At 76.3% G+C, this 17,065-nt stretch carries 14 protein-coding genes and 1 tRNA gene; 3 read left to right on the top strand and 12 right to left on the bottom strand.

Annotation, left to right across the window (positions count from 1 at the left end; all coding sequences use genetic code 11):
* Positions 1 to 8 precede the first annotated feature (8 nt).
* From prmC to argS, 9 genes are all read right to left on the bottom strand, one after another.
* A complete protein-coding gene (gene prmC / locus BJ968_RS18420; protein WP_179754289.1) occupies positions 9 to 854 on the bottom strand; it encodes a peptide chain release factor N(5)-glutamine methyltransferase in 846 nt (281 codons plus the stop codon).
* A gap of 76 nt (positions 855 to 930) precedes the next feature.
* On the bottom strand, positions 931 to 1,992 hold the full coding sequence (gene prfA, locus BJ968_RS18415) for a peptide chain release factor 1 (RefSeq protein ID WP_179754287.1): 1,062 nt from the start codon (positions 1,990 to 1,992) through the stop codon (positions 931 to 933).
* An 89-nt stretch (positions 1,993 to 2,081) separates the two neighbouring features.
* Positions 2,082 to 2,297, bottom strand: coding sequence for a 50S ribosomal protein L31 (rpmE, locus tag BJ968_RS18410; protein WP_179754285.1), 216 nt, complete (start codon positions 2,295 to 2,297; stop codon positions 2,082 to 2,084).
* A 132-nt stretch (positions 2,298 to 2,429) separates the two neighbouring features.
* Positions 2,430 to 4,511 carry a transcription termination factor Rho gene (gene rho / locus BJ968_RS18405; RefSeq protein ID WP_179754283.1) on the bottom strand — a complete coding sequence of 694 codons (2,082 nt, stop codon included), beginning with the start codon at positions 4,509 to 4,511 and terminating at the stop codon, positions 2,430 to 2,432.
* Between the two features lie 331 nt (positions 4,512 to 4,842).
* Positions 4,843 to 5,841 carry a homoserine kinase gene (thrB, locus tag BJ968_RS18400; RefSeq protein WP_425491519.1) on the bottom strand — a complete coding sequence of 333 codons (999 nt, stop codon included), beginning with the start codon at positions 5,839 to 5,841 and terminating at the stop codon, positions 4,843 to 4,845.
* A 5-nt stretch (positions 5,842 to 5,846) separates the two neighbouring features.
* Complete coding sequence (thrC, locus tag BJ968_RS18395) at positions 5,847 to 6,923, bottom strand: threonine synthase (RefSeq protein WP_179754281.1); 1,077 nt, start codon at positions 6,921 to 6,923, stop codon at positions 5,847 to 5,849.
* Positions 6,923 to 8,221 carry a homoserine dehydrogenase gene (locus BJ968_RS18390; protein ID WP_179754279.1) on the bottom strand — a complete coding sequence of 433 codons (1,299 nt, stop codon included), beginning with the start codon at positions 8,219 to 8,221 and terminating at the stop codon, positions 6,923 to 6,925. The genes thrC and BJ968_RS18390 overlap by 1 nt, the downstream gene beginning before the upstream one ends.
* An 82-nt stretch (positions 8,222 to 8,303) precedes the next feature.
* On the bottom strand, positions 8,304 to 9,695 hold the full coding sequence (gene lysA, locus BJ968_RS18385; protein ID WP_179754277.1) for a diaminopimelate decarboxylase: 1,392 nt from the start codon (positions 9,693 to 9,695) through the stop codon (positions 8,304 to 8,306).
* Positions 9,696 to 11,360: an arginine--tRNA ligase gene (gene argS, locus BJ968_RS18380; RefSeq protein WP_179754275.1), complete on the bottom strand. Its 1,665-nt coding sequence runs from the start codon at positions 11,358 to 11,360 to the stop codon at positions 9,696 to 9,698.
* 172 nt (positions 11,361 to 11,532) lie between these two features.
* Between argS and BJ968_RS18375 the strand changes: the two genes are divergently transcribed.
* Positions 11,533 to 11,604: transfer RNA gene (locus BJ968_RS18375), tRNA-Arg, on the top strand.
* A gap of 81 nt (positions 11,605 to 11,685) precedes the next feature.
* On the top strand, positions 11,686 to 12,417 hold the full coding sequence (locus BJ968_RS18370) for a SprT-like domain-containing protein (RefSeq protein ID WP_179754274.1): 732 nt from the start codon (positions 11,686 to 11,688) through the stop codon (positions 12,415 to 12,417).
* A 7-nt stretch (positions 12,418 to 12,424) separates the two neighbouring features.
* Here the strand turns inward: BJ968_RS18370 and BJ968_RS18365 are convergent, their stop codons facing one another.
* Positions 12,425 to 12,916 carry a glutathione peroxidase gene (locus tag BJ968_RS18365; protein WP_179754272.1) on the bottom strand — a complete coding sequence of 164 codons (492 nt, stop codon included), beginning with the start codon at positions 12,914 to 12,916 and terminating at the stop codon, positions 12,425 to 12,427.
* A gap of 34 nt (positions 12,917 to 12,950) precedes the next feature.
* Positions 12,951 to 14,003, bottom strand: coding sequence for an FAD-dependent oxidoreductase (locus tag BJ968_RS18360; protein WP_179754269.1), 1,053 nt, complete (start codon positions 14,001 to 14,003; stop codon positions 12,951 to 12,953).
* Between the two features lie 112 nt (positions 14,004 to 14,115).
* Here BJ968_RS18360 and BJ968_RS18355 point away from each other — a divergent pair, with 112 nt between their 5' ends.
* Positions 14,116 to 14,619: a phosphoribosyltransferase family protein gene (locus BJ968_RS18355; RefSeq protein ID WP_179754267.1), complete on the top strand. Its 504-nt coding sequence runs from the start codon at positions 14,116 to 14,118 to the stop codon at positions 14,617 to 14,619.
* Here BJ968_RS18355 and hrpB read toward each other — a convergent pair.
* Complete coding sequence (gene hrpB / locus BJ968_RS18350) at positions 14,611 to 17,064, bottom strand: ATP-dependent helicase HrpB (protein WP_179754265.1); 2,454 nt, start codon at positions 17,062 to 17,064, stop codon at positions 14,611 to 14,613. The genes BJ968_RS18355 and hrpB overlap by 9 nt on opposite strands.
* Position 17,065: the final 1 nt, after the last annotated feature.

Genomic DNA, 17,065 nt, shown 5'->3' with positions numbered 1-17,065 from the left:
GCGGCGCGTCAGCGGCGGCGCGCGGAGGTCGAGCGGGGACGGCCCGTGAGGTCGCGGTGGCTGCGCACGTCGGTCCAGTCCCGCCCGCCGAACATGGCCCGGGCCGCGGCCTCCTGGACCTCGGCGTGCTCGACGACGGCGTACCCGCCGGGCTTGAGCAGCCGGGCGGCCGAGGCCACGACGCGCCGCGGCACCAGCAGCCCGTCGTCCCCGAGCCCGTACAGCGCCACCTCGGGGTCGTGCCGGGCGACCTCGGCGTCGACGGGGACGGCGCCCGGCGGCACGTAGGGCGGGTTGCTGACGACGACGTCGACCGCGCCGTCGAGGTCGGGGAAGGCCGTGGCCGCGTCCCCCCGGCGCAGGTCCACGTCCGGGGCGATCTCCTGCACGTTGCGGCGGGCCCACTCGTGGGCCATGGGGTCCAGCTCGACGGCGTGCACCCGCGCACCCGGCACCTCGGTCGCGACCGCGAGCGCGATGGCCCCCGACCCCGTGCACAGGTCCACGACGACGGGGGACGGCACCGCGCACGCCGCGACGACCGCCAGCTCGGCGACGGTCTCGGTCTCGGGCCGGGGCACGAACACCCCCGGGCCGACGTGCAGGTCCAGGGCGCGGAACCCCGCGCGGCCGGTCAGGTGCTGCAGCGGGACGCGGTCGGCCCGCAGCTCCAGCAGGTCGTCGAACCGGCCCGGGTCGACCCGCTCCCCCAGCGCGACGAGCACCCCGACCCGCGAGCGCTCCACCCCCAGGGCGTGGGCGAGCAGCAGCTCGGCGTCGGTGCGGGGGGTGGGTACGCCGGCGGCCGCGAGCCGCTCCTCGGCCTCGAGCAGCAGCTGGCGGGCGTCGATCACCTCACGAGGCTAGGCCCAGCGGCCGGCAGGCCACGGTCCGGGTGCCCGCCCTCCGGTGGACCCGGGGAGCCGGGGGTCAGGACGCCGCGAGCTGCGCCGCCTCGTCGGCGTCGATCGCCGACTGGATGACGGGGTCGAGGTCGCCGTCCAGGACGGTGTCGAGGTTGTACGCCTTGAAGCCCGTGCGGTGGTCGGCGATGCGGTTCTCGCCGTAGTTGTAGGTGCGGATGCGCTCGGACCGGTCGACCGTGCGCACCTGGGAGCGGCGCGCGGCGGAGGCCTGGGCGTCGGCGGCCTCCTGGGCCACGGCGTGCAGCCGGGCCCGCAGGATCCGCAGCGCCTGCTCCTTGTTCTGCAGCTGCGACTTCTCGTTCTGGCAGCTGGCGACGATGCCCGTGGGCAGGTGGGTGATGCGCACGGCCGAGTCGGTCGTGTTGACGCTCTGGCCCCCGGGGCCGGAGGAGCGGAAGACGTCGATGCGCAGGTCGTTCGGGTCGATCGCGACCTCGACCTCCTCGGCCTCGGGCATGACGAGCACCCCGACGGCGGAGGTGTGCACGCGCCCCTGGGACTCGGTGACGGGGACGCGCTGCACGCGGTGCACGCCCCCCTCGTACTTCAGCCGGTGCCAGACGCCGTCGGCGGTGCTGCCGCGCGTCTTGACCGCCACCGAGACGTCCTTGTAGCCGCCCAGGTCGCTGGGGGTGGAGTCGATCAGCTCGGTGGCCCAGCCGTGGCGCTCGGCGTACCGCAGGTACATGCGCAGCAGGTCCCCGGCGAACAGCGCGGACTCCTCCCCGCCCTCCCCCGCCTTGATCTCCAGGATCACGTCGCGGGAGTCGTCGGGGTCGCGCGGCAGCAGGACGCGGCGCAGGCGCTCGCCGGCCTCGGTGACGGCCTGCTCCAGCGCGGGCAGCTCGGCGGCGAACCCGGCGTCCTCGGCCGCCAGCTCGCGGGCCGCCCCGGCGTCGTCGGTGGCCGCGCGCCAGGCGGAGTACGCCTCGACGACCTGCCCCAGCTCGGCGTACCGCCGGCCCAGGCTGCGGGCCAGGCCCTGGTCGGCGTGGACGGCGGGGTCACCCAGCCGGCGCTCGAGCTCGGCGTGCTCGTCGAGCAGCGGCTGGACGGCTTCGAACACGGTGGACTCCCGGGGACGCAGGGCTCAGAACGCGACAGCGCCGGCCCCGCCACCCCTTCGGGGGTGGCGGGACCGGCGCTGCGGGGCGACTACTTGGCGGTCTTCTTGCCGTAGCGCTGCTGGAAGCGGGCGACGCGGCCACCGGTGTCCAGGATCTTCTGCTTGCCCGTGTAGAACGGGTGGCAGGCGCTGCACACGTCGGCGCGCATCTCGCCCGACGTCTCGGTGCTGCGGGTGGTGAACGTGTTGCCGCAGGTGCAGACGACCTGGGTCTCGACGTACTCCGGGTGGATTCCGGCCTTCATGGTGATCTCCTCATAGCGCTCAGTCGGCACCGGGTCGCCTGCGAGCGGGCGTGAGCCGGTACCTGCGGTCGAAGCAGTCTCCCACAGGAGCCGCCGGGTGGTGGAACCCGGCGACCCCGCGGGGGATTCCCGTCAGTCCTTCTGGACCAGCGGCGTCGAGGTCTGCACCTGGTGCAGGAACTCGAGGTTGCTGCGGGTCTTCTTGAGGCGGTCCAGCAGCAGCTCGATGGAGGCCTGCGCGTCGAGCGCGGTGACCACGCGGCGCAGCTTCCAGACCGTCTGCAGCTCCTCGCGGGACATGAGGATCTCCTCGCGCCGCGTGCCGGAGGCCGGGACGTCGACGGCGGGGAAGATGCGCTTGTCGGCCAGCTGGCGCGACAGGCGGACCTCCATGTTCCCGGTGCCCTTGAACTCCTCGAAGATGACCTCGTCGGCCTTGGAGCCGGTCTCGACGAGGGCCGAGGCCAGGATCGTCAGCGAGCCGCCGTTCTCCACGTTGCGGGCCGCGCCGAAGAAGCGCTTCGGCGGGTACAGCGCCGAGGCGTCGACACCACCGGACAGGATGCGGCCGCTGGCCGGCGCCGAGATGTTGTAGGCGCGCGACAGGCGGGTCAGGGAGTCCAGCAGCACGACGACGTCGTTGCCGAGCTCCACGAGGCGCTTGGCCCGTTCGATGGCGAGCTCGGCGACCGCGGTGTGGTCGGAGGCGGGACGGTCGAAGGTGGAGGCGATGACCTCACCCTTGATCGTCCGCTGCATGTCGGTGACCTCTTCGGGACGCTCGTCCACGAGCACGACCATGAGGTGGCACTCGGGGTTGTTCGTCGTGATGGCGTTGGCGATGGCCTGCATGACCATCGTCTTGCCGGCCTTCGGCGGGGCGACGATGAGCCCGCGCTGCCCCTTCCCCAGCGGCGACATCAGGTCGATGATGCGCGTGGTCAGGACGTTGGGCTCGGTCTCCAGCCGCAGGCGCTCCTGCGGGTACAGCGGCGTGAGCTTGGTGAACTCCGGCCGGTGCCGGGCCTGCTCGGGCGCGGCGCCGTTGACGGTGTCGACGCGGACCAGCGCGTTGAACTTCGCGCGCTGACCGGTCTGCTCGCCCTCGCGCGGCTGGCGGACGGCGCCGGTGACGGCGTCGCCGGGGCGCAGGTTGTTCTTCTTCACCTGGCCCAGGGAGACGTACACGTCGTTGGCGCCGGCGAGGTAGCCCGAGGTCCGGATGAAGGCGTAGTTGTCGAGGACGTCGAGGATGCCCGCGACGGGCAGCAGGACGTCGTCCTCGTTGATCTGCTCGTCGACCTCGGGGGCGCCGCCGCCCTCGCGGCCGCCGCGACGGCCCTTGCGGTCGCGGTAGCGGTTGCGCCGCCCGCGGCGGCCCTCGCCGTCGAAGTCGTCGGACGGGCCGGTGTGCTGGGCGGCCTGCGGGCGCTCCTCGGAGCGCTGCTCCTGCCGGCGGCCCTCGCCACGACCCTCACCGCGAGCCTCGCCACGGTTCTCACCGCGGGCCTCGCCACGGCCCTCGCCGCGGGCCTCGGTCCGCTGCTCACCGTCGGCGGCACCGTCGGTGCGGTCCCGGCGCGGCATGTTGGGCAGCTCGACCTGCTGGTCGGGCTCGCGGACGCGGTCGCGACGGGCGCGCTCGCGGCGCGACAGGCGCGGGGAGCCGTCCTCCGAGCGCTCCTGACGTTCCTGGCGCTCCGAGCGCTCGGGACGGTCGGCCCGGCCGCCGGTGAAGTCGTCGAGCGTCGGCTCGGGACGCTGCTGCGGGGTGCGCACCGGCTCCACGACCGGGACCTCGAGGGTGGGGGCCTGCTCGGTGACCGGCGGGGCACCGGCGGGGGCGCCGGCGCGGCGCGACCGGGTGCGGGTCGCGGGCGCCGCCTGGGCGGGGGCCTGCTCCTGCACCGGCTCCTGCACCGGGGCCTGCTCGGCGACGGGGCTCGGGGCCTGAGCCGGGGTCTGGGCGGGAGCCGCGGCCGCGCCGTCGGCGGCGGGCTCGGGGCGCGCGCTGCGCTGCGGCGCGCCGGACTGGTGCTCGCGGATGGCGGCGAGCAGGTCCACCTTGCGCATGCGGCCGGTGCCGGAGATGCCGAGCTCGGTCGCGAGCGCCTGCAGCTGCGGCAGGCGCAGCGCGGACAGGCTCCCCGTCCGGCGCGCGGGCGCCTCGGCGGTCGCAGCGTCGGTGGCAGCGATGTCGGTGGTGTCGGTCACGAAGGTCCTTCCCCCTCGTCGGAGCGACGGACCGGCGGACCCGGCGCTTCGTCGGGTCCGGGGGTGTCGCGTTGACTGCCCGATCGGGCAGGAATCGGGAATCCACGGCCGCGCGCAGAGACGCGGCGAGAACGTGGACACGCACCCGGGAGCGGGGGGACGGGCGCTGCAGGAAGACGGTCCTGCGAGCAGTTGTTCTCCGACCAGCGTCCGCCGAAAACGGTCCCGCCGTGAGTGCTGATGACGATGCTAACACCCGGGGGCCCGCTGTCCTTCCCCGTCCCCCGTTCGGACGCGCGGCGCGTCGCGCCGCGGCCCACCACCGGGAGGGCTACCCGACCCGCCAGGAGACGCCGCTCGGGTGCACGGGCAGGTCGTGGACGTCCCACGCCCCGTGCGCCCCGGCGACCGAGCGGACCCGCGGCACCCCGGCCGCCCCGGTCAGCACGAGCACGCTGGGCCCGGCCCCGGAGACGACGGCCGCCAGCCCGGCCTCGCGCAGCGCCTCGAGCAGCTGCGCCGACCGCGGCATGGCCGGTGCGCGCTGGGCCTGGTGCAGCCGTTCCTCGGTGGCGTCCAGCAGCAGCGACGGGTCCGCGGTCAGGGCGTGCACGAGCAGCCCGGCGCGGCCTGCGGTCAGCGCGGCGTCCCCGTGCGGCACCGTCGCGGGCAGCAGGGCCCGGGCCCGCGACGTCGCGAGCTCCTCGGCCGGCACGCACACCACGGCGCGGACGTCGGGGTGCACGTCGAGGCGGACGGACCGCACGGCGTCGGGGTGCGTGGGGTCCTCACCGCGCGTCCAGGCGATGGTGAACCCGCCGTGCACGGCGGGCGCGGCGTTGTCCGGGTGCCCCTCGCGCCGGGAGGCCTCGAGCAGGACGCGGGCCCGGGTGTCCTGCTCGGTCTCGGTCACGACCCCGGCCGCCAGCAGCAGGGCCCGGGCCGCGGCCAGGCCCGCCACGATCGCCGAGGCGGACGACCCCAGACCCCGGCCGTGCGGGATGACGTTGCGGCACAGCAGGTCCAGCCCGGCCGAGGTGTACCCGGCCGCGGCCAGCTCCTCGCGCAGGACCCGCACGACGAGGTGCCGCTCGTCGGTCGGCACGGCCCCCTCGCCCTGCCCCCGCACGCGCACGGCCAGCCCCCCGGCGCTCACCTCGGCGCGGACCTCGTCGCACAGGTCCAGCGCCAGCCCGAAGGCGTCGAACCCCGGGCCGAGGTTCGCGCTGGTCGCCGGGACGCGGACGGTCACGGCCGTCCCCACCGGCAGCGGCGCGAGGACCCGGGGCCGGGTGGGGACGCTGACCACGGGCCGTGCGGAGTCGGACACGCGACTCAGACGTCCAGGCCGATGGCCCGGGCGATGGTCACCGCGTCCGGCTGCACGCGCACCGGCTCGACCGCGCCGGAGCCCCCGGCCAGCTCCAGGGCCCACTGCGGGTCCTTGAGCCCGTGCCCGGTGACCGTGATGACGATGGTCTGACCCGGCTCGACCTCACCGGCCTCCGCGGCGGCGAGCAGACCGGCCACCCCCGCGGCGGAGGCGGGCTCGACGAAGACGCCCTCGCGGGCCGACAGCCAGCGGTGCGCGGCGAGGATCTGCTCGTCGGTGACGGCGTCGATGCGGCCGCCGGAGTCGTCGCGGGCCGTGGTGGCCCCGGTCCACGAGGCGGGGTGGCCGATGCGGATCGCCGTGGCGATCGTCTCGGGGTGGTCGACGGGGTGCCCCTTGACGATGGGGGCCGCGCCGGCGGCCTGGAAGCCCCACATCTTCGGCGTGCGGGAGGCGACCCCGTCCTTCGCGTACTCGGTGTAGCCCTTCCAGTACGCCGTGATGTTGCCGGCGTTGCCGACGGGCAGCGCGTGGATGTCCGGGGCGTCCCCGAGGACGTCCACGACCTCGAAGGCGCCGGTCTTCTGGCCCTCGATGCGGAACGGGTTGACCGAGTTGACCAGCTCGACGGGGTAGGCCTCGGCGAGCTTGCGCGCCTGGTTCAGGCAGTCGTCGAAGTTGCCGTCGACCTGCAGGATCGTCGCGCCGTGGGCGACGGCCTGGGACAGCTTGCCCATGGCGATCTTGCCGTCGGGCACGAGGACGGCGCAGCGGATGCCGGCGGCCGTGGCGTAGGCCGCGGCCGAGGCGGACGTGTTGCCCGTCGAGGCGCAGATGACGACCTCGGCGCCGTGCTCCTTGGCCTTGCTCATGGCCATCGTCATGCCGCGGTCCTTGAAGGACGCGGTCGGGTTGCAGCCCTCGACCTTGATCAGGACGCGGCCCCGCACCAGCTCGGACAGGTGCCGCGCCGGGACCAGCGGCGTCCCGCCCTCGCCCAGGGTGACGACCGGAGTCGCCTCGGTCACGGGCAGCCGGTCCCGGTACTCCTCGATGAGACCCCGCCACACGTGCGCCATCAGGCGTCTCCCCCCTCGACCCGCAGCACGCCCGCCACGGAGTCCACGATGTCCAGCTGTTCGAGTTCGTCGACCGTGGTCGACAGCGCCGCGTCGGTGGCGCTGTGGGTCACGACGACCAGGACCGCGCGGCCCGCGTCGTCCTGACGCTGCTGCACGGCCTCGATGGAGACGCCGTGCGCGGCGAAGACACCGGCCACCTGGGCCAGCACGCCGGGCCTGTCGGCCACGTCCAGGCGCACGTGGTACCGCGTGACCGTCTCGGCCATGGGCTGCACGGCCAGCTGCGCGTAGGCCGACTCCCCGGGCCCGCGGCCCCCGACGACCTTGTGCCGCGCGACGGCGACGACGTCGCCCATCACGGCGCTGGCCGTGGGCCGCCCGCCCGCGCCGGGGCCGTAGAACATGAGCTGCCCGGCCGCCTCCGCCTCGACGTACACGGCGTTGAACGCCCCGCGGACCCCGCCGAGCTGGTGCTCGCGCGGCAGCATCGCCGGGTGCACCCGCACCGAGACGGCCTCGTTGCCGTCGGCGTCGGTGCCGCGCTCGCAGATCGCCAGCAGCTTCACGACGCAGCCCTGCAGCTCGGCGGCGCGCACGTCGGCCGCGCTGACCTCGGTGATGCCCTCGCGGTGGACGTCGTCGAGGCTGACGCGGGTGTGGAAGGCGAGGGAGGCGAGGATCGCGGCCTTGGCGGCGGCGTCGAAACCCTCCACGTCCGCCGTCGGGTCGGCCTCGGCGTACCCGAGGGCCTGCGCCTGCTCGACGGCCTCGGCGAACCCCATGCCCGTCGTGTGCATCTGGTCCAGGACGTAGTTCGTCGTCCCGTTGACGATGCCCAGCACGCGCGTGACGCGGTCGCCGACGAGGGACTCGCGCAGCGGGCGCAGCAGCGGGATGGCCCCGGCCACGGACGCCTCGTAGTACAGGTCGACGCCGTTCTTGGCCGCGGCCTCGTACAGCGCCGGGCCGTCGGCGGCCAGCAGCGCCTTGTTCGCGGTGACGACCGAGGCGCCGTGCTCGACGGCGCGCAGGACGAGGGACCGGGCCGGCTCGATGCCGCCGATGACCTCGATGACGACGTCGGCGCGCGTCACCAGCTCCTCGGCGTCGGTCGTGAACAGCGACGCGTCGATGCCCGCCCCGCGGTCGCGGCCCAGACGGCGCACCGCGATCCCGACGAGCTCGAGCGGCGCGCCCACGCGCGCCGCGAAGTCGTCGGCCTGCGTCGTCAGCAGGCGCGCGACCTCGGCGCCCACCACACCGCACCCGAGCAGCGCGACCTTCACCGGCTCCACCGCTTGCGCTCCCTCAGTTCGTCCTGCACGATCCGCCCCACCCTCTCACCCCGCGTCAGGTCGCCCCGACCACCGGGCGTCCTCAGCCGGCGTCCAGCGCCAGCAGGTCCTCGGGCGTCTCCCGGCGCACGAGGACCCGGGCGGCACCGTCGCGCACCGAGACCACCGCCGGGCGCGGGACCTGGTTGTAGTTGCTGGCCATGCTGCGGCAGTAGGCACCCGTGCCGGGGACGGCGAGCAGGTCCCCCGCCGCGGCGTCGGCGGGCAGGAACTCGTCGCGCACGACCACGTCGCCGCTCTCGCAGTGCTTGCCGACGACCCGGGACAGCACGCCCGGCGCGGTGGAGGCGCGCGAGGCGATGGTGGCGGAGTAGTCCGCGCCGTACAGGGCGGTGCGGATGTTGTCGCTCATCCCGCCGTCGACCGAGACGTAGCGCCGGTTCGCGCCGCCGTCGAGGTCGACGACCTTGGTGGTGCCGACCTCGTAGAGCGTGAAGGTGCTCGGGGCCGCGATCGCGCGCCCCGGCTCGACCGAGACCCGCGGGACCGCGATGCCCTGCACGAGGCACTCGCGGGCCACGATCTCGGCGAGCCGGCCGGCGATCTCGACCGGGGCCAGCGGGGTGTCCTCGGAGGTGTAGGCCACGCCGTACCCGCCGCCGAGGTCGATCTCGGGCAGCTCGACGCCGTGCTCGCGCTCGACCTTGCGGTGCAGCTCCAGCAGCCGGCGGGCCGAGACCTCGAAACCGCCGAGGTCGAAGATCTGCGAGCCGATGTGGCTGTGCAGGCCCAGCAGGTGCAGCTCCGGGCGCGACAGGACCCGCGCCACGGCGGTCTCGGCGGCTCCGCTCGTCAGCGACAACCCGAACTTCTGGTCCTCGTGGGCCGTGGCGATGTACTGGTGGGTGTGCGCCTCGACGCCGACGGTGACGCGCAGCATGACGGGCGCGACCAGCCCGCGCTCGCGGGCCAGGTCGGCGACGACGTCGATCTCCTCCAGGGAGTCCACGACGATCCGGCCGACGCCGGCCTCCAGGGCCGTGGAGATCTCCCGGCGCGACTTGTTGTTGCCGTGCAGCGCGATCCGGCCCGGCAGCACCCCGCCGCGCAGACCCAGCTCCAGCTCACCGCCGGAGGCGGTGTCCAGGTGCAGGCCGTCCTCGGCGATCCAGCGGGCCACGCCCGTGGCCAGGAACGCCTTGGACGCGTAGTAGACGTCCGCCCCGCCGCACAGGTCGGCGAAGGCGTCGGCGAAGGCGTTGCGGAACGCCACCGCGCGCGAGCGGAAGTCCAGCTCGTCGACGACGAACAGCGGGGTGCCGTGGGTGCGCGCGAGGTCGGCGACGTCGACCCCGCCGACCTGCAGGGCCCCGCCGTCCCCGCGCCGGACGGTGCGGGCCCACAGCTGCGGCAGCAGCTCGTTGACGTCGGCCGGGGGCTTGAGCCACGCCGGCACGACCGCGATGTCCGCCACTTACATCCGCTCCGGAGCCGAGACGCCGAGCAGGCCCAGGCCGTTGGCCAGCACCTGCCGCGTGGCGTCGTTGAGCCACAACCGCGTCCGGTGGACGTCGGTGACCTCCTCGCCGGCGCGGGGGGTCACCCGGCAGGCGTCGTAGAACTTGTGGAACCGCCCCGCCAGCTCCTCCAGGTACCGCGCGACCCGGTGCGGTTCGCGCAGCTCCCCGGCGCGCTTGACGACGCCGGGGAACTCGGCGAGCGCGGCCAGCAGCAGCGACTCGGTCTCGTCGGTCAGCAGCGCCGGGTCGAAGGCGTCCTCGCGGCGCACCCCGGCCGCGGCGGCGTTGACGCCGACGTTGGCCGTGCGGGCGTGGGCGTACTGCACGTAGAAGACGGGGTTGTCGTTGCTGCGCCGGGTCAGCAGGTCCAGGTCGACGTCGATGCTGGAGTCGACGCTGGAGCGCACCAGGGAGTACCGCGCCGCGTCGACGCCGACGGCGCCCACCAGGTCCTCCATCGTCACGACCGTGCCGGCCCGCTTGCTCATGCGGACCGGGACGCCGTCCTTGACGAGGTTGACCATCTGGCCGATGAGGATCTCCAGGTTCACCCCGGGGGTGTCGCCGAAGGCGGCGCACAGCGCCATCATCCGGCCGACGTACCCGTGGTGGTCGGCGCCCAGCATGTAGACGCAGCGGTCGAAACCGCGCTCGCGCTTGTCGAGGTAGTAGGCGATGTCGCCGGAGATGTAGGCCGCGGTGCCGTCGCTCTTGAGGACGACGCGGTCCTTGTCGTCGCCGAAGTCGCTCGTGCGCAGCCACTCCGCGCCGTCGGCGGTGTACATCCGGCCGAGGTCGCGCAGCTTCTGCACGGCGCGCTCGACGGCGCCGGAGGCGTGCAGGGAGTCCTCGTGGAAGTAGACGTCGAACTCGACGCCGAACTCGGACAGGCTCTGCTTGATCTCGGCGAACATCAGGTCGACGCCCTCGCGCCGGAACGTCTCCTGCTGCTCCTCGCGCGGCTGCTGCAGGACGTCGGGCACGCGGGCCTCGACCTGCTCGGCGATGTCGGTGACGTAGTCCCCGCCGTACCCGTCCTCGGGGGCGGGCTCGCCGTTCGCGCGGGCCATCAGCGACCGGGCGAACCGGTCGATCTGGCCGCCGTGGTCGTTGAAGTAGTACTCGCGGGTGACCGAGGCGCCGGAGGCCTGCAGGATGCGGGCCAGGGAGTCGCCCACGGCGGCCCAGCGGGTGCCGCCGAGGTGGATCGGGCCGGTCGGGTTCGCGGAGACGAACTCGAGGTTGACCTTCTCGCGGCTCAGCTCGGCGGCCGTGCCGTAGGCCGCGCCGGCGGTGACGATCGCGTGCGCCAGCTCCCCCGCCGCGGCGGCGTCGAGGGTGACGTTGAGGAACCCGGGCCCGGCGATGTCGACGGCCTTCACGCCGGGGACCTGGGCCAGGCGCCGCTGCAGGACCGTCGCCACGTCGCGGGGCGCCGCGCCGGCCTTCTTGGCCAGCTGGAGGGCCACGCTGGTCGCCCAGTCGCCGTGGTCGCGGTTCTTGGGGCGCTCCACGCGGACCTCGGCCGGCACGTCGGCGGGGTCCAGGGACAGCTCTCCGGCGGCGACGGCGGCGGTCAGGGCGTCCCTCAGGGCAGCTGAGAGCTCGGCGGGAGTCACGAGCGACAAGCCTACCGGCGCACGTCGGTACCCCCGTCCCCCACCGTCGTCCCGCCGTCGTCCCGCCGTCCCCGCGCCGTCCCCGCGCCGTCCGGGTGACCGCGCGGGCGGACCGGGCGGGGGTGGTCGGGGACGCGGCGCATCGCTGGTAGTGTCGGCGACGCACCGCAGGGCCCCCGTAGCTCAGCGGATAGAGCATCGGCCTCCGGAGCCGTGTGCGCAGGTTCGAGTCCTGCCGGGGGCACTTCCACGAAGGGCGCCGCACACCGTGCGGCGCCCTTCGCCGTGTCCGCCCCGCGCGCGGGGCCGGCGAGGGGGTCCGCGGGTGGACGTGCAGGACGCGCTGGCGATGGCGCGGGGACTGGTGGCGCAGCACGGGCTGGACGGCTGGACGGTCGTGCTGGACCGGGCGCGCACGCGCGCCGGGGTGTGCCGGGCCGACCGGCGCCAGATCGGGCTGAGCGGGCCGCTGACGGCGCTGCACGCCGAGGCCGAGGTCCGCGACACGGTGCTGCACGAGATCGCCCACGCCCTCGTGGGGCCCGGCCACGGCCACGACGCGGTGTGGCGGGCCACCGCCCGCCACATCGGCTGCTCGGGCGAGCGCACGTCGAGCGGGCCGCGGGTGGCCGGTCCCTGGGTGGGCACCTGCCCGGCGGGGCACGTCACGACGCGGCACCGGCGGCCGGCGCGCGTGCTCTCGTGCGGGCGCTGCGGGCCCGGGTTCGACCCGGGGAACGTCGTGCGGTGGACCTTCGGGGGCGAGCCGGTCCCGGCGGCGGCGATGCCCGCGAGCTACCGCGCCGACGTGGAGCTGCTGCGCACCGGGACGGCGGGGACGGGCGGGGCGGCCGGGCCGGGCCCGCGGCTGCCCGTGGGCTCGTGGGTCCGCGTGGGCGGCGGCGGCCCGCACGCGGGCAGCACGGGGCAGGTCGTGGCGCTCGGGCGCAGCCGCTACCGGGTCCGCACGCGCGGCGGGGTGCTCACCGTCCCCTTCGCCCTCGCCGACCCCCTCCCCGGCCCCCGCACCGGCCCCTCCCCGGGCCCGGTGGGCTGAGCCGGGCTCAGGCGGGCAACTGCGCCTCGACCGCCGCGCGCAGCGCCGGGTCCTGCGGGGTCGTCCGCGAGCGCCAGCGGCCCACGACCCGCCCGTCGGGGGCGAGGAGGAACTTCTCGAAGTTCCAGGCCACGTCACCGGCCGCGCCGTCGGCGTCGGGGGCCTGCGTGAGGGTGGCGTACAGCGGGTGCCGGCCGGCGCCGTTGACGTCGGCCTTGGCCGTCATGGGGAAGGTGGTGCCCCAGGTGGCCGAGCAGTACTCGGCGATCTCCTCCTCCGTGCCCGGTTCCTGGCCCGCGAACTGGTTGCAGGGCACGCCCAGGACGGTGAACCCGCGGTCGCCGTACTCCCGCTGCAGCTCCTCCAGGCCCTCGTACTGCGGCGTGAAGCCGCAGCGGGAGGCGACGTTGACGACGAGGACGGCCTTGCCGGCCAGGGCCGCGGTGTCCAGCGGGCCGCCGGTGAGCGCGGTGAGGGGGGTGTCGAGGGGGGACGTCACGGGCGGAACGTACACCGGGTCCCCCGCGGCCCGGTCAGCGCCCGGCGAGCACCTCGCGGACGGCCTCGCGGGCCGCGCGGGAGGCCCCGACGGTGCTGGCCGAGGGGCCGTAGCCGACGAGGTGCAGCCGGGGCTCGCGCACGACGCGGGTGCCGTCGACGAGGATGCCGCCGCCGGGCTCGCGCAGCCGCAGCGGGCGCAGGTGGTCCAGGGCGGGGCGGAACCCCGTGGCCCACAGGACCGCGTCGGCGCGCTGGGTGGACCCGTCGGCCCACTGCACCCCGTCGGGGGTCAGGCGCGCGAAGGGCGGGTGCCGCTTGAGGACGCCGCGGTCGCGCAGCGCGGCGACCTCGGGGGTCAGGGCCAGGCCGGTGGCCGAGACGACGCTGCCGGGCGGTTCGCCGCGCGCGACGCGCCGGGCGACGACCTCGACGGCGGCGCGGCGGGCCTCGACGTCGAACTCCTCGCGGAACTCCGGTTCGCGGCGGGTGACCCAGGTGGTGCCCACCCCGGCCCCGGCGAGCTCGGCGAGGTGCTGAACGGCGGAGATGCCGCCGCCGACCACGACGACGTGCTGGCCGGTGAACTCCTGCGGCCCGGCGTAGTCGGCGGTGTGCAGCTGCCGGCCGCCGAAGGTGCCGGCCCCGGGGTAGGACGGCCAGAAGGGCCGGGTCCAGGTGCCGGTGGCGTTGACGACGGCGCGGGCGGCGAAGGACCCGGCCGTGGACTCGACGAGCAGCCGGGCCCCCGCGGCGTGGACGGCGTGGACGGCGACGGGCCGGCGGACGGGGTGCCCCAGGCGCCGTTCGTACTCGGCGAAGTAGGCGGGCACGACCTCGCGGACGGGGGCCCGCGGGTCCACGGCGCCCAGCGGGTACCCGGGCAGGTCGTGGACGCCGTTGACGCGCGCCATGACGAGGCCGGGCCAGCGGTGGCGCCAGGCGCCGCCGGGGGCGTCGTCGGCGTCGAGGACGACGTAGCCGCGCCCGGGCGCCAGCCCGGCGCGGTCGAGGAAGTGGGCGGCGGACAGCCCGCCCTGGCCCGCGCCCACGACGACGACGTCGACCGTGCTGAGCGCGGGGCTCACGGCTGCCCCGCGGCCGGCCTGGTCCGCGAACGGGTCGTCACGAAGAGTGATCGTAATCGTCCGGGGCTCCGCGCGTCGGGGAAGCCGCCGGCCCCGCCGCTACCCTCACCGGGTGGAGCCCACCCCCGAGCGCGAAGTCCTGACCTGGTCGACCTTCGGGGAGGCCGTCCGCGACCTCGCCTCCCGCATCGCCCGCGACGGGTACCGGCCCGAGGTGCTGCTGGGCATCGCCCGCGGCGGGCTGCCGCTGGCGGCGGGCCTGGCCTACGCCCTGGACGTCAAGGAGACCGCGACGATCAACGTCGAGTTCTACACCGGCGTCGACTCCCGGCTGCCCGAGCCCGTCGTCCTGCCGCCGTCGGTGGACCTGTCCGAGCTCGCCGGCCGCGACGTGCTGGTCGTCGACGACGTCGCCGACACCGGCCGCACGCTGGGCGTCGTGGTGCGCATGTGCGCCGAGGCGGGCGTGCGGGTGCGCTCGGCCGTGGTCTACCGCAAGCCCACGACGACGCTCGCGCCGGAGTACGCCTGGCGCGAGACCGACCGCTGGATCGAGTTCCCCTGGTCCGCGCAGGGGCCCGTGCCCGAGCTCGGTGGCGGCGCGGCCTCAGCCTGAGCGGCGGGCGGTGCGCGCGGTCGGGGTCGCCGTCAGCGGGTCCTGCGGCCACGGGTGCCGGGGGTAGCGTCCCCGCACCTCCGCGCGCACCGACGGGTACACGTCGCGCCAGAACGACCCCAGGTCGGCGGTGACCGCCAGCGGCCGGCCCGCGGGTGAGAGCAGGTGCAGGACCACCGGCACCCGGCCGTCGACGAGCCGCGGGGTGGCGGTCCAGCCGAAGGCCTCCTGCAGCTTCAGCGCGACGACCGGCCGCGCGGGGTCGGCGTAGTCGACGCGGACGCGGCGCCCCGTCGGGACGGGCAGGTCCACGGGGGCCAGCTCGTCGAGGCGGCCGGCCTGCGGCCACGGCAGCCGGGCGCGCAGGGCGGCGGCGACGTCGAGGCGGGCCAGGTCCCGGCGCGAGCGCACCCCGGCCAGCTGCGTCCCGAGCCACTCGGGCAGGGTCGCGAGCAGGTGCTCGTCGCCCAGGTCGGGCCACGGCTCGCCCTGGGCCGCGCGGCAGCACGCCACGCGGGCCCGCAGGGACGCGGCGGCCGGCCCGAACGTCAGCAGGCCCAGCCCCTCGCGGCGCACGCCCTCGGCGACGGCGTCGGCGACCGCGGCGGCGGGCGGGTGCGGCAGCGGCCGGGCCGACAGCTCCAGCGCGCCCAGGCGCTCGACCCGGCGCGCGCGGACGTCGCCGTCCCAGCGGACCTCCTCGACGACCTCCACGCCCACGACGTCGCGGGCGGTACCCTCGTCCAGGGGCGCCGCCGCGCGCACGCGGGCCGCGGCCCGGCCGGGGACGCGGTCGGCGACGGCCACCGCGAGCCACGGCGAGGACCGCAGCCCGCTGCCGTCGGCGAGCTCGACGCCCGTCCCGCCGGCCGTCGCGTACGCGGCACCGCCGGGCGCGCGCTGCCGGGCCACGCGCTCGGGGTGGGCCAGGGCGACGACCGTGCCGGCGGCCAGGTCCCGGGGCACCCCCGTGCCGGGGTGCTCGGGGGCCAGCGCCCGCAGCCGCCGCACCTCCCGCCGCCAGCCGGGGTCGCCGTCGCGCTCGGCGGCCCGCCAGGCGGCGACGAGGTCGTCCCCGGACCGGCCGCCGTCCTCCGACAGCAGGGCGACGACCTCGGCGGCCGCCGTCGACCCGACCCGCCCGGCGCCCTGGAGCAGGGCCCGGGCCAGCCGGGGGTGCAGGCCCACGTCGGCCATCGCGCGCCCCAGCGCGGTGATCGTCCCGCCCTCCAGCGCGCCGAGCCGGTGCAGCGCCTCGCGGGCGGCGCTCAGGGGGCCCGCGGGGGGCGGGTCGAGCAGGGCCAGGTCCTCCAGGTCGCCCCAGCCGGCCGTCAGCAGCGCGAAGCCCGTGAGGTCGGCGGTGAGGATCTCCGGCGCCGAGTGCGCCGGCAGCAGCGCGTGGTCGGCGGCCGACCAGGCCCGCAGCACCGCGCCGGGGGCCTCGCGGGCGGCGCGACCGGCCCGCTGGTCGGCCGAGGCGCGGGAGACGCGGACGGTGTCCAGGCCCCCGAAACCGCGGGCGTGGTCCACGCGCGGGACCCGGGACAGGCCCGCGTCGACGACGACGCGGACGCCGGGCACCGTGAGGCTGGACTCGGCCACGGCCGTGGACAGCACGACCCGGCGCCGGGTCCCCGGCCGCAGAGCAGCGTCCTGCTCGGCACCGGAACGCCTGCCGTGCAACGGGACCACGTCGGCGTCCACGCCCCGCAACCGGCCCTCGACGGACCGGATCTCCCCCGTGCCGGGCAGGAAGGCGAGCACGTCCCCGGGGTGCTCGGCCAGCGCCCGGCGCACCAGGGCCGCGACGTGGTCCAGCAGCGCGGGGTCGACGCGCAGGCCGTCGGGGGGCCGCACGGGGCGCGGCGGCGGGCACCACAGCACCTGCAGCGGGTGGACGGGCGCGGTGGCCGTCACGACCGGGCCGCCCAGCAGCTGCGCCAGCCGGGGCACGTCCAGGGTCGCCGAGGCCGCGACCAGGCGCAGGTCCTCGCGCAGCAGCTGCCGCGACTGCAGGGCGAAGGCGAGGACGAGGTCGGCGTCGAGCTGGCGCTCGTGGACCTCGTCGAGCAGCAGCGCCCCCACGCCGGGCAGCTCGGGGTCGCGCAGCAGCCGCCGCAGCAGCAGCCCCGTCGTGACGACCTCGACGCGGGTGCCCGGGCCGGCCCGGCGCTCCCCGCGCACGGCGTAGCCGACGGTGCCGCCCACCTCCTGCCCCAGCAGGGCCGCCATCCGGGCCGCGGCGGCGCGCGCGGCGACCCGGCGGGGTTCGGCGACGACGACCCGGCCGGGGACGTGGTCGGCCAGGGCCAGCGGGACGAGGGTCGTCTTGCCCGTGCCCGGCGGGGCCTGCAGGACGGCCGTGCCCGCGGCGTCCAGGGCGGCCAGCAGGCCGGGGACGGCGACGCCGACCGGCAGGGAGTCGAGCAGTCCGTCGGCGAGCACG

The organism is Kineococcus aurantiacus (assembly GCF_013409345.1).
Taxonomy (GTDB): Bacteria; Actinomycetota; Actinomycetes; order Actinomycetales; family Kineococcaceae; genus Kineococcus; species Kineococcus aurantiacus.
Note: the sequence above shows the minus strand (reverse complement) of the source record. Positions and strands in the feature narration are given on the sequence as shown.